At 72.4% G+C, this 12,509-nt stretch carries 10 protein-coding genes; 4 read left to right on the forward strand and 6 right to left on the reverse strand.

Annotated elements, in window-relative coordinates:
* Positions 1-75: 75 nt before the first annotated feature.
* On the reverse strand, positions 76-633 hold the full coding sequence (locus tag ACO0M4_RS18365) for a hypothetical protein (RefSeq protein WP_430371722.1): 558 nt from the start codon (positions 631-633) through the stop codon (positions 76-78).
* A gap of 207 nt (positions 634-840) precedes the next feature.
* Positions 841-1,551, reverse strand: coding sequence for a bifunctional DNA primase/polymerase (locus ACO0M4_RS18370; RefSeq protein WP_430371723.1), 711 nt, complete (start codon positions 1,549-1,551; stop codon positions 841-843).
* Positions 1,552-2,091: 540 nt separating this feature from the next.
* On the opposite strand from ACO0M4_RS18370, the gene ACO0M4_RS18375 reads away from it, so the two are divergent.
* Both ACO0M4_RS18375 and ACO0M4_RS18380 read left to right on the forward strand, forming a co-directional pair.
* Positions 2,092-3,855 (forward strand): PP2C family protein-serine/threonine phosphatase, encoded by a 1,764-nt coding sequence (locus ACO0M4_RS18375; protein WP_430371724.1) that lies wholly within the window; start codon positions 2,092-2,094, stop codon positions 3,853-3,855.
* Positions 3,856-4,007: 152 nt separating this feature from the next.
* Positions 4,008-5,477: an aminopeptidase P family protein gene (locus ACO0M4_RS18380; protein WP_430371726.1), complete on the forward strand. Its 1,470-nt coding sequence runs from the start codon at positions 4,008-4,010 to the stop codon at positions 5,475-5,477.
* A 39-nt stretch (positions 5,478-5,516) separates the two neighbouring features.
* Here the strand turns inward: ACO0M4_RS18380 and ACO0M4_RS18385 are convergent, their stop codons facing one another.
* The 3 genes from ACO0M4_RS18385 to ACO0M4_RS18395 form a co-directional block, all read right to left on the reverse strand.
* The gene (locus tag ACO0M4_RS18385; protein WP_430371727.1) at positions 5,517-6,251 is read right to left on the reverse strand and encodes a TetR/AcrR family transcriptional regulator; all 735 of its coding nucleotides are present in this window, start codon (positions 6,249-6,251) and stop codon (positions 5,517-5,519) included.
* A 295-nt stretch (positions 6,252-6,546) separates the two neighbouring features.
* Positions 6,547-7,344, reverse strand: a complete 798-nt coding sequence (locus ACO0M4_RS18390; protein WP_430371729.1) for an SDR family oxidoreductase — start codon at positions 7,342-7,344, stop codon at positions 6,547-6,549.
* Positions 7,341-9,002, reverse strand: a complete 1,662-nt coding sequence (locus ACO0M4_RS18395; RefSeq protein ID WP_430371731.1) for an FAD-binding dehydrogenase — start codon at positions 9,000-9,002, stop codon at positions 7,341-7,343. Before ACO0M4_RS18395 ends, ACO0M4_RS18390 begins: the two co-directional genes overlap by 4 nt.
* A gap of 212 nt (positions 9,003-9,214) precedes the next feature.
* Between ACO0M4_RS18395 and ACO0M4_RS18400 the strand changes: the two genes are divergently transcribed.
* Together ACO0M4_RS18400 and ACO0M4_RS18405 are read left to right on the forward strand one after the other, a co-directional pair.
* Complete coding sequence (locus tag ACO0M4_RS18400) at positions 9,215-10,462, forward strand: SPFH domain-containing protein (protein ID WP_430371733.1); 1,248 nt, start codon at positions 9,215-9,217, stop codon at positions 10,460-10,462.
* A 25-nt stretch (positions 10,463-10,487) separates the two neighbouring features.
* Positions 10,488-11,774, forward strand: coding sequence for a hypothetical protein (locus ACO0M4_RS18405; protein WP_430371735.1), 1,287 nt, complete (start codon positions 10,488-10,490; stop codon positions 11,772-11,774).
* A gap of 287 nt (positions 11,775-12,061) precedes the next feature.
* Here ACO0M4_RS18405 and ACO0M4_RS18410 read toward each other — a convergent pair whose 3' ends face one another.
* Positions 12,062-12,502, reverse strand: coding sequence for an ArsI/CadI family heavy metal resistance metalloenzyme (locus tag ACO0M4_RS18410; RefSeq protein WP_430371736.1), 441 nt, complete (start codon positions 12,500-12,502; stop codon positions 12,062-12,064).
* Positions 12,503-12,509: the final 7 nt, after the last annotated feature.

Raw genomic sequence — 12,509 nt, forward strand, 5'->3', positions numbered from 1 at the left:
GCCAGCGACCGGGCCTTTCCATGTCCGGGTCACGGCCGTCCGCCGCCGGACCGCCGCCGCCCCGCGGCCGGGCCCTCAGCGCCCCGAACTCCCGCCGTCCGGCACCCAGTTGCCGCCGGAGCGCAACAGCAGCCGCTCCCCCGCCGGATCCGAGAACTCCGCCACCGCGCCGTACGGCAGCCGCGTCCCGCGCACCGTCGGGCCGTCCGGCGTCTCGCATTCGCCCGGCGTCCCGTCCGCCGGCACCACGCAGTCCGCCTGCACGCTCCGGCCGTCCGGATGCAGCAGCGTCAACGCGGCGCGCAGCGGTTCACCCGTGGCATTGCGGAAGAAGGTCCGCGCCCAGGTCCGGCCGGCCTCGGTGAGGACGCAGGTCTGGGCCGTGATCCCCGGCCGGGCGGTGAGTTCGGGGCCACAGTGGGTGGTGCGGCCGCCGGCCAGGAGGGGGCGGGCCAGGTCGGTGAGCGGACCGCCGGCCGCGGCGGGTGCGCCCGGGGTTCGGGAGGCGTCCGGGGCCGCCGGTGGGAGAAGGGTGTCCGCCGGGCCGGCCGTTGCGGCGGCCAGAGGGACGGCGAGGGCGAGCACGGCGGTGCCGGCGAGCCCGATCAGGCGGAGAATCCGCGCACGCTGCATGGGACCCACTTGCGAAGGTGACGAGGTATGCCGGGGAGGTGCCGCCCGCGGCGTGGCGGGCGGTGCGCCGAACCTATCGGGCGACAGGGGTGGCACCGGGTGCCCGCGGACGCGATTCCCGTAAGTACCAGGGCAGCTCATACCCTTACGGGTGAACCGGACATGCGCGTTTTCCGGCCACCCGTGGACGTACGCGGGGGCAGTGGCTCAGTACGCGAGCCGGCTGCCGCCGTCGGGGGTGTTGGTGCTCGCCATCACCAGCGAGTCGACGATCGTGGCCACCTTCGGCAGCCAGGGTGCGGCCTGGGTGGTGGCCGGCGGGCGCTCCCAGCGGACCTTGCCCGCGCCGGTCGGGGACGGCGGCAGCACGAGGTAGCCGCCCCCACCGTGGAACCGCAGCGAACTGGGCACCCAGTCCTGGGAGCTCAGCAGCTCGCCCAACTCCGGCAGGTCGTACGGCGACACGAGCAGCGACCAGCGGGTCGGGGTGGCCACCACGGGGCCGGTGCGGACGCCGAAGTGGTCCAGCGCGGCCAGTGCGCGGGCCCCCGCGACGGCCGGCAGGCTCACCGCGCAGGGCGCCCGGCCGCCGGTCGCCAGGACGATCGGCGCGTCCGGGCGGTTGCTCCACCACCAGCGCACCATCCGGGCGTCGGTGGTGGCCGCCAGTAGTCCGGGGTCGAAGGGGTGCGCACCCGGCACCACGCAGTCGGGGTCGGGGCAGTTGCAGCGGCGGGGAGCCCGCTCGCCGAGGCCGAGCCGTCCGCCCGCCTGTTGTCGACCGGCGGGCCGCAGTCCGACGCCCGGGAGGACGGGCCACTGCCATGCGGTGGCGCAGTGGAGCGCCGCGCCGAGCAGCGCCGACCTCCCGCTGCGCCGGAACAGGGGCTTGCGTCGCCTTCCGAGGATCTCGCGCATGAGCGCTCGTTCCTTTCCGTTACGCCGAGGGTTTGGTCCTTCGCACTGCATGCCGATGAGCTTGAACACCGTTGGTGCATGCCGTTCGCAACTGCCGTCGTGCTGCTCCGGGCCGGTACGGGGTGGTGCTTCGTCCCGGTCGTGCGGTTCGGCCGGCCGGCCTGATTCTGCGACCCGGAGGTCGTTCGCGCATCAATCACCACACGTGGCGATCCGGTCACCGCGTGTACGAGGCAGCGCATCACGCCGTACACCGGGCGTGGAACGTGGCGGAGGGTGGCGCGCGCATGGCGCTTGCGCTTCCGGTGGTGCCATCCCGCCACTGGGGAGTGCGTCGCGGTGGTCGCCGTATAGGACGCCGGCGCCGGCCGGAGAGTTCCGGTGCGGCCCCAACTCCCCCCGCACCTATCCGAGTACGTACCCGCCACGGTGAATATGACGCGCTGCTGATCGCCGCCAGGAGACCTCAAATTGACGCCCGTGGGGCCGTTTTCAGGCCAATCTACAGACCTCGTTGACACCACAAACCCCAAGGGGACAGTGCTGGACATCACATCGCTGGTGCGTGTACATGTGGAGGCATTGATAGCGGAGCAGCATGACATGGGGGTTTGCGATGCTATTGGGGACATTGAGCGGACAGCAGTACCGCACAACATCACTCAACAAAAAGCCGCACTCCCTGTCACATCGCGGCCTGAACTGGGGTTTTTCCGGGCGCGACGTGGGTTGTCGGCCATGAGCGCCCCTCACGTCCCGAAAGTGGCTGGAATCGAACCAGCCCTTCCCGCTCCCGCGCACACTACCGACCCTCGTGTGACGGCTGCTTCTGCCGATCCCTCCTCCGGCACCTCTGTTGACGGCCCGTCCGGCGCCGCCGACGCCGATCAGGACGACGCCCGACCCACCGCCCCGGACGCCGCCGCCGGCCTCTCCACCGTGGACCGGATCGCCGCCGTCCAGGACCGGCTGGCGGGCTGGATCTCCGACCTCAGCACCCTGCACGACCTCACCGAACGACTCGCCCGCACCCGCACCTTGGACGACGCGCTCCGCGAACTGCTGCGGGCCGGCGCCTTCCTCGTCGGCGCCCGTCGCGGACTGGTCGTGCTGGCACCACAGGACGGGCTCGGCCCGGAGACCACCGTCGGCCTGGGCCTGGGCCACGCCGAGATCGGCCACATCGAGACCGTGCCGCGCCGCGCCCTGTCGTACGCGCGGATACTGGACGGCCTCCCCGAGCCCGGCGCCGGCGACGACGCCGGGGCCGAGGCCCGTACCGAGATCGCCGAGCCGGACATCCCCGGGGAGAAGGACCTCGACCCCCGGCTGCGCGAGGTCGCCGCCCGCCTCGGATACGCCGCCAGTTACGCCGTACCGCTCAGCGCCGGCCCGATCGGCCGGCTCGGCGCCGCGGTCTGGCTCTACGACGAACCCGCCGAGCCCGGTGAACGGCGGCGCCACCTCGTCGGCCTCTACCGCGCACACGCCGCCGAGCACCTCGCCCGGCTCCTCGAACTCCACCGCAGCCAGCAGGCCGCCCGGACCCTCCGCGACGAACTGCTGCCCCGCCGGCTGCCGCGGATCCCCGGCGTCCGGCTCGCGGTGCGGCACGCCACCGGGCCGCGCGGCGGCGGCGACTGGTACGACGCGCTCCCGCTGCCGGACGGCGCGCTGGGGCTGGCCGTGGGCTCGGTCACCGGGTCCGGACCGAGCGCGGTGGCCGCCATGGGGCGGCTGCGGGCCTCGCTGCGCGCCTACGCGGTCATGGAGGGCGAGGACCCGGTCGCGGTCCTCTCCGACCTGGAACTGCTGATGCGGCTGACCGAGCCGGCCCGGAGCGCCACCGCGCTGTTCGCCTTCACCGAGCCGCCGCCCGGCGCGCCCGGCGGGCCCCCGGTGCCGGCCGGGATCGGTGGCCCGGCGCCGCGCAAGATGGTGCTGGCCGGGGCCGGCCACTGCCCGCCGCTGGTCCTCGGCGACCTGCGGGCGGAGTTCGTGGAGACCTCGCTCTCCGCGCCGCTGGGCATGCTGGCCTGCTGGGAGGCGCCGAGCGTGGAGATCGAGCCGGTCCCCGGCGAGACCGTGCTCCTGTACAGCGACGGGCTGCTGCACCGCACCGGCGAGCCGATGGACCGGGCGTTCGCCCGTCTGCACTCCGCGGCCGCCGGTGTCCCCCGGGCCAGCCGGCACGACCCGGAGGCGGTGGTGGACCACGTCGTGCGGGTCATGCTGCCGCAGGGTCTGGACGACCCGTCCTCGGAGGAGGACGTGGTTCTGCTCGCGGCGTACTTCGAGGAGTAACGGCGTCACCGCAGGTCACGAGGGGTGGGCGCGGCGGCGTCCACGCCCCGGGCCGGCCGTACCGGGCAGCTCACCACGTCCGGCCCCTGGACCGGATTCCGCTCGCACTTACGATGGAATCCGGTTCAGTCTGAAAAGCCTTAAAAGGAGGCATGGTGACCGACGAGCTCACTCCGGAGACCCCGGACGAGGAAGAGCAGCCGATCAAGCAGCGCAAGAACGGCCTGTACCCGGGCGTATCGGATGAGCTCACCGAGAACATGAAGAGCGGCTGGGCCGATACCGAGCTGCGCGACCTGGAGCCGATCGAGCAGGCGGCGCACGCCGCCCGCCGCCGCGCCGCGCTCTCCGCGCGCTTCCCCGGCGAGCGCCTGGTGATCCCGGCGGGCGTCCTGAAGACCCGCTCCAACGACACCGAGTACCCCTTCCGGGCCTCGACCGAGTACGTCTACCTCACCGGCGACCAGACCGACGGCAGCGTGCTCGTCCTGGAACCGCGCCGCAACGGGGCCGACGGCCACGACGAGACGCTCTACCGCCTGCCCCGCTCCAATCGCGAGAACGGCGAGTTCTGGCTGAACGGCATGGGCGAGCTGTGGGTCGGCCGCCGCCACAGCCTCGACGAGTCCGCCGCGCTGCTCGGCATCGCCTGCAAGGACATCCGCGAGCTGGCCGGCCTGCTCAAGGAGGCCACCGGCCCGGTCCGGGTCGTCCGCGGCCACGACACCTCCATCGAGGAGGCGCTGCACGACAAGGTCACCGCGGAGCGGGACGAAGAGCTTCGGGTGTACCTCTCCGAGGCGCGCCTGGTGAAGGACGACTTCGAGATCGGCGAGCTGCAGAAGGCCGTCGACTCGACGGCGCGCGGCTTCGCGGACGTGGTCAAGGTCCTGCACAAGGCCGAGGCCACCAGCGAGCGTTACATCGAGGGCACCTTCTTCCTGCGCGCCCGGGTCGAGGGGAACGACGTCGGCTACGGCTCCATCTGCGCCGCCGGGCCGCACGCCACCACCCTGCACTGGGTCCGCAACGACGGCGCGGTCCGCTCCGGCGACCTGCTGCTGCTGGACGCCGGCGTGGAGACCACCACCCTCTACACCGCGGACGTCACCCGCACCCTGCCGATCAACGGCCGCTACACCGACCTCCAGCGCAAGATCTACGACGCGGTCCACGAGGCCCAGGAGGCCGGCATCGCGGCGGTGAAGCCGGGCGCCGCCTTCCGGGACTTCCACGACGCCGCCCAGCGGGTGCTCGCTGAGAAGCTGGTGGAGTGGGGCCTGGTCGAGGGCCCAGTGGAGCGCGTCCTGGAGCTGGGCCTCCAGCGCCGCTGGACCCTGCACGGCACCGGCCACATGCTCGGCCTGGACGTCCACGACTGCGCCGCGGCCCGCACCGAGGGCTACGTCAACGGCACGCTGGAGCCCGGCATGGTGCTGACCGTCGAGCCCGGCCTGTACTTCCAGGCGGACGACCTGACGGTGCCCGAGGAGTACCGCGGTATCGGCATCCGGATCGAGGACGACATCCTGGTGACGGAGGACGGCAACCGCAATCTGTCGGCGGCGCTGCCGCGCCGGTCGGACGAGGTCGAGGCGTGGATGGCGGAGCTGCTCGGATAGGCCCCGCGCGCACGTGAACGGCGCGCCGGGGCGGGAGGCTCAGTCCCCCCGCTCCGGCGCGCCGTCGTGTTTCCCGCCGTCGTGCTCCGCGCCGTCGTGCTCCGCGCCGTCGTGACGCCCGTCATCGTGCTCCGCACCACCGTCCGGCCGGCCGTCCCTGCCGTCCCCGGTGGCGTACGCGCCCGCGCGGGCCGCGGCCCAGACGGCGGTGGCGGCGGACTCGGCGAGGCCGGGCTCCACGGGGCGGCGGGCGATCAGGATCCGGTAGTAGAAGGGCGCGCCGAGCGCCGCCATCACCGCCTTGGGGTCGGTGTCCGCGGGAAGCTCACCGCGTTCGATGCCGCGCCGCACCATCGCCCCGGCCAGTATCAGCCGCTCGTCGAAGAAGTCCCGCAGTGCGGTGGCTGCCTGGGGGTCGCGGGCCGCGGCGGCGACCACCGCCTCGATCAGGCCGCGGGTCCGGGCGGCCCCGTAGAAGCGTCCTATCCCGCGGGCCAGCGCCCGCAGGTCGCCGGGGAGGGTGCCGGTGTCCGGCAGCGGCACCCCGCTGCTCATGTCGGTGAGCAGTTCGCAGACCAGCTTGTCCACGCTGCGCCAGCGGCGGTAGAGGGTCGCCAGGTGCACTCCGGAGCGCTGGGCCACCCGTTCCATGGTGAGCGTGGCGAAGCCGCCGTCGCCCAACTCCTCGAAGACGGCGGTCAGTACGGCGCGGCGGGTACGCGCCGTACGTCCTCCGGGGCGGGTCTCGCCCGGAGCCTGATGCGCGGTCGTCACAGCGGCTCCGTTACGGGGGTCGTGGTACGGATCGCAGCGCGGATTGCAGTGCGGGTTCTGGCCAAGTATTGTCCAGGACAGATTAACGCGAGCAACTTCGCTTTAGTCGTGGTGCCGCGCTGGTCTCGCTGGGAAAGGGGACGCCGCGGGGGAGGTCCTCCTCCCGCGAGACCGCGCCGCTCACCCTCACTCATCAGTGATTTCCAGCCATTTTTGAGGCTTTCCCGGGTTTCCCGGGTTGCCCGATCCGGCCCGCTCCGTCCGGCCCGTCCCGGCCCGCTGGGGCGCGGCCCGCTCAGCGCAGTCCGTGCCGCCGGGCCACCATCCGCTCCACCGCCGCATCGGGCAGCAGCCGCCGCAGCAGGAAGACCGCGGGGGCGTTGCTGCCGACCGCGTAGTGCGGCCGGGGGCGGGCCGCCTCGACCGCCTTGAGGACGGTGGCGGCGACCTTCTCCGGCGGGATCCCGTGCGCCTCGTTGGCGTTGAGGGCGGCCAGCATCGTCCGGTACTCGTCCGCGAACGGCGAGTCGTCCGCCACGTAGTGGGTGCGCCGGTCGCTGATGCCGGTGGCGATCGAGCCCGGTTCGACGGTGGTGAGCGCCACGCCGTAGGGCGCGACCTCCCGCCGGGCGGCGTCCGTGAAGCCCTTGAGCGCGGCCTTGGAGGCTACGTAGGAGGAGCGGTAGGCGAGCGGGAAGCTGGCGAGCATGGAGCCGATCATCACCACCCGGCCGTGACCGCGCTCCCGCATCCCAGGCAGGACGAGCTGGGTGAGCCGTACGGCGCCGAAGACGTTCAGCTGGAAGAGCCGGCGGACCGCCGCCATCGGGAGCTCCTCGAACGGCCCGTTCTGGCTCTCGCCGGCGTTGTTGACCAGCACGTCGACCGGGCCCGCCGCGACGGCGCACGCCTCGATGCCCGCCTCGTCCGCCAGGTCGAGCGGGAGGTAGCGGACGCCGGGCAGCGGCGCCGCGACCGTCGCGGGGTCGCGGCTGGTCCCCAGGACGCGGTAGCCGCGGGCGACGAGCGCCGCGGCCACCGCGGCGCCGATGCCCGAGGAGGCCCCGGTCACCAGCGCGGTGCGCCCGCTCACGCCAGGCTGCGGGCCAGCGCCCGCCCCGCCGCGCGGCCGGAGAAGATGCAGCCGCCCAGGAAGGTGCCCTCCAGCGCGTTGTAGCCGTGCACCCCGCCGCCGCCGAATCCGGCGACCTCCCCGGCCGCGTACAGCCCGTCGAAGGGCGTACCGTCCGGGCGGACCACCTGCGAGTCCAAGGTGGTCTCCAGACCGCCCAGCGTCTTACGGGTCAGCAGGTGCAGCCGGACCGCGATCAGCGGGCCGTGCGTCGGGTCGAGCAGCCGGTGCGGCCGGGCGACCCGGGTGAGCTTGTCGGGCCAGTACTCCCGCGCGTTGCGCACGGCCATCAGCTGGAGGTCCTTGGAGTAGGGGTGCGCCACCGCCCGGTCCCGGGCCACCACTTCCCGCTCGACCGCCGCGTAGTCGAGGGGCGTCGACGGCTCGACGGCGTTCATCCCGGCGACCAGTTCGCGCAGGGTGCGGCGGACGACGAAGTCCTCCCCGTGGTCCAGGAACGCCTGGACCGGGCCGGGCGCGCCCTTCTTCATCCGCGCCAGCGCGAGCTTGAGGTCCTTGCCGGTGATGTCCGGGTTCTGCTCGGAGCCGGAGAGCGCGAACTCCTTCTCCACGATGGAGCGGGTCAGGATGAACCAGGTGTGGTCGTGGCCGGTGTGGGTGATGTGGCGCAGGGTGCCCAAGGTGTCGTGGCCGGGGAAGAGTGGCGCGGGCAACCGCCGGCCGGTGGCGTCCAGCCAGAGCGACGACGGGCCGGGGATGATCCGGATCGCGTGGTCGGGCCAGATCGGGTCCCAGTTCTTGATGCCCTCGGTGTAGTGCCACATCCGGTCGCGGTTGACCAGGGAGCCGCCGGCCCGCTCGGTGATCTCCAGCATCCGCCCGTCCACGTAGGCGGGCACTCCGGTGATCATCGACTTGGGGGCCGGGCCGAGCCGGTCCACCGGCCAGTTCTTGCGGACCAGTTCGTGGTTGCCGCCGATGCCGCCGGAGGTCACCACCACCGCCTGCGCCCGGAACGCGAACTCGCCCGCCGCCTCGCGCGCCGAGGCCACCCCGCGCGGCAGGTCCGACGGCTCCAACGTGGTGCCGCGCACCCCGACCGCCGCGCCGTCCTCCACGATCAGCTCGTCGACCCGGTGCCGGTGCCGGAAGACCACCAGCCCGCGCTCGGCCGCGGCCCGCACCGGCTCGGCGAAGACCCGGACCACCTCGGGGCCGGTGCCCCAGGTGAGGTGGAAGCGGGGGACGGAGTTGCCGTGGCCGGTCGCCAGGCCGGCGCCGCGCTCGGCCCAGCCGACGGTGGGGGTCAGCCGCAGCCCGAGGTCGTGCAGGTAGCGGCGCTTCTCGCCGGCGGCGAAGTCCACGTACGCCTGCGCCCACTGCCGCGGCCAGTGGTCCTCGCGGTCCCGGTCGAAGGCCGCCGAGTCCAGCCAGTCGGACAGTGCCAGTTCCGGCGAGTCCTTGATGCCGGCCCGTCGCTGCTCGGGGCTGTCCACCAGGAACAGCCCGCCCAGTGACCAGAACGCCTGGCCGCCGAGGTTGGCCTCGCTCTCCTGGTCGACGACGAGCACCCGGCGCCCCGCCCGGGTGAGTTCGTAGGTGGCGACCAGACCGGCAAGCCCGGCTCCTACGACGATGACGTCGGCGTCGTCGCTCATACCGCCACCTCGTTGCGCTCGCTCATGGGAGCTCCTCTACGGTTCCGCGGCGGCCGCCGACGCCCGGCCGACAACCTTGTCGCGTCCATGTCCGTAACAACCGATACAGGAACGTATCCGATGCGCCAGGGCCGCAACAAGGACCACCGGGGCAGCACGGCGGCGGACAACGGCCGAACCACTACCCCACCGCCTCAGGTCCGGCTTCTACTATGACCTGGACATCTGAGCGGACGTACTCCGTCGTCGTCACCACCGGCAGCGGCCCGGTCGGGCGGCCGGAGCGAACTGGGGGACCTGTCGTGGGCTTCATGGACCGCGTACGCGGCGAATTCATCGACATCATCGAGTGGACCGACGACAGCCGGGACACGATCGTCTGGCGCTTCCCGCGCTACGAGAACGAAATCAAGATGGGCGCCAAGCTCATCGTGCGCGAATCGCAGGCCGCGGTCTTCGTCAACCAGGGCCGGATCGCGGACGTCTTCGCGCCGGGCATGTACGAGCTGCAGACGGGCAACCTGCCGATCCTGGCGACGCTGCAGGGTTGGAAGTACGGCTTCCACTCGCCGTTCAAGGCCGAGGTCTACTTCATCACCACCCGGCAGTTCACGGACCTGAAGTGGGGCACGCAGAACCCGGTCACGGTGCGGGACCCCGAGTTCGGCATGGTGCGGCTGCGGGCGTTCGGCGGCTACGCGGCGCGGGTGTCCGACCCCGCCAGGCTGATCACCGAACTCGCCGGCACCGACCCGCAGTTCCGCACCGAAGAGGTCGAGGAGTTCCTGCGGCAGCTGATCGTGGGGCGGCTCGGCACGCTGCTGGCCAGCTCGGGCATTCCCATGCTCGACCTCGCCGCGCGCCAGGCCGAACTCGGCGACCGGCTGGCCAAGGCGCTGACCGACGAGCTGGCCGTGTCGCACGGCCTCTCGATCCCGAAGTTCATCATCGAGAACATCTCGCTGCCGCCCGAGGTCGAGCAGGCCATCGACGCCCGTAGCCGCATGGGCATCATCGGGAACGTCGACAACTACGCCCGCCTCCAGTCGGCGGACGCGATCCGGGACGCGGCGAACAACCCCGGCGGCGCCGGGGAGGGCGTGGGCCTGGGGCTCGGCATGGCCGCCGGCCAGCAGCTGGCGCAGGCGTTCGCGCCCCAGCAGGGCCAGCAGCAGCCCTACGCGCCCGCCGCCCCGGCCCCGGCCCCGGCTCCCGGCGGCGGTGCCGTCCCGCCGCCGGTGCCCGGTCAGCAGCAGCACCAGTGGTACGTGGCCGTGGACGGGCAGCAGCAGGGCCCCTACGACCACGCCACGTTCACCGGGCACATCGGCTCGGGCGCGGTCCGGACCGGGATGCTCGCCTGGCGCGAGGGCATGGCGGCGTGGCAGCCGGTGGAGAGCGTGCCGGAGCTCGCCCAGCACTTCCGCGCCACTCCGCCGCCGCTGCCGCCGCAGGTCTGACCTACCGCCAGGAGTCCGTGCCCCCATGAGCTACCAGCCGTATCAGCCGCAGCAGCCCTACCAGCCGCAACAACCCCAACAGCCCTACCAGCAGCAGCCCCCGCAGCCGTACCCACAGCAGGCGCCCCAACAGCCGTACCAGCCCCAGCAGCCGTACCAGCAGCAGCCGTATCAGCAGCCACAGCAGCAGCCGTACGGGCAGCCGCAGCAGCCGCCGTATCAGCAGCAACCGCCGCAGCAGCCCTACCCGCAGCAGGCACCGCAGCAGCCCGAGCAGCAACAGCCGCAGTCCTACGCGTGCCCGAGTTGCGGTTCCACCGCCGAGTACGCCCCGGGAACGAACGCACTGCGCTGCCCGAACTGCCGCTTCGAGCAGCCCATCGCCCCCCTCAACCGCGAGGTGCGGGAGCACGCCTGGGAAGAGCTGGCGACCCTGCCGACCAAGCCGACGGCGGCCGGTGGGCAGGTGCTCCAGTGCCCCGGCTGCGGTGCGACCAACGAGACCAGCGCGCTCTCCGGCCGCTGCCAGTTCTGCGCCACGCCCATGGTCGCCTCGGCCGCCGCTGACCGGATCGTGCCCGAGGGCCTGGTGCCGTTCCGGGTGGACAAGCGCAACGTTCACGACAACCTGGGCAAATGGGCCAAGTCCCGCTGGTTCGCGCCGAACAGCCTGAAGAAGGTGAACTCGGCGGAGACCCTGCACGGGACGTACGTGCCGCACTGGACGTACGACGCCGCGACCGCGACCGCCTACCGCGGCGAGCGCGGCGAGGAGTACACCGTCGGAACCGGCGACAACAAGGAGACCAAGGTCCGCTGGTACCACGTCAACGGCACGGTCCAGCGCTTCTTCGACGACGTCCTCGTCCCCGGCGTCGGGCACGTCCCGCCGGACCGGCTCCAGGCCCTGGAACCCTGGCCGCTGAAGCAGGCGGTGGCGTACCAGGAGGCGTACCTGGCGGGCTTCCGAACCCTGCGGTACGACGTGGAGCCGGAGTCCGGCTTCCAGAACGCCCAGCAGAAGATGGCCAAGGTCATCGAGGCGGACTGCAAGCGGGACATCGGCGGTGACCGGCAGCGACTGCACTCGGTCAACACCAACTACGGGTCGGTGACGTACAAGCTCCTGCTGCTCCCCGTGTGGTTCGCCTCCTACGTCTACAACGGCAAGCAGTGGCAGGTCATGGTCAACGCCGAGACCGGCGAGGTGAGCGGGGACCGCCCCTACAGTCCCTGGAAGATCGCCTTCGCGGTCCTCATCGCGGCGGTGGTGGCGACGACACTCGCGCTCGTCTTCAGCCGGCACCACTGACGGCCCGTCCGGTGGATCAGGGCCGAACAGGCCCTACCCGCCGGCAACCGGAATCGGGGCCCGCGCGCCGCTCACGACGCCCTCGGGAGCGGCGCGCCCGCGCGCCATTTGAGGATCGAATGGCGGGAGGTGGGGGCTGACCTGCGGCTTTGCCGCGAAATCCCTACGGACCAGGGAAAACTACGCTCGGTAGTTCTCACTGGTCCGCAGGGTTTTTCGGTGCGTTGTGCCCTGGGTGTGCCCGCTGGAGGCACGTCTGCGAACGGCACGGGCACGCGAAGGGGCGACTACTCGGCGGCGCCCGCGCAGCAGCCGTCGCTGACCACACCCGCGTTCGGGTCGGCGCTCTTGCCGAGGGTGTCGGCGTCGGCCTTGACGACGTAGACCTCCCAGGGCTCCTTGCCGGGGCCGTGGACCCAGACCTTGTCCTGGAGGGCGTAGCAGCAGGAGGTGTCGTTCTCCTCGAAGGTGGCCAGGCCCGCGTCCTTGAGGCGTTCGGTTGCGGCGGCGACCTGCTCTGTGGAGTCGACTTCCACACCGAGGTGGTCAAGGCGGGTCTCCTGTCCGGGCTCGCCCTGGATCAGGACGAGTTTCAGGGGTGGCTCGGCGATGGCGAAGTTGGCGTAGCCCTCACGGCGCTTGGCGGGTTCGGTGCCGAACAGCTTCGCGTAGAAGGTGATCGACGCTTCCAGGTCGCTGACGCGCAGGGCGAGCTGGGCACGGGACATGGCATGC

Origin of the sequence: Streptomyces sp. RGM 3693 (genome assembly GCF_050471125.1) — a bacterium.
GTDB lineage: Bacteria > Actinomycetota > Actinomycetes > Streptomycetales > Streptomycetaceae > Streptomyces.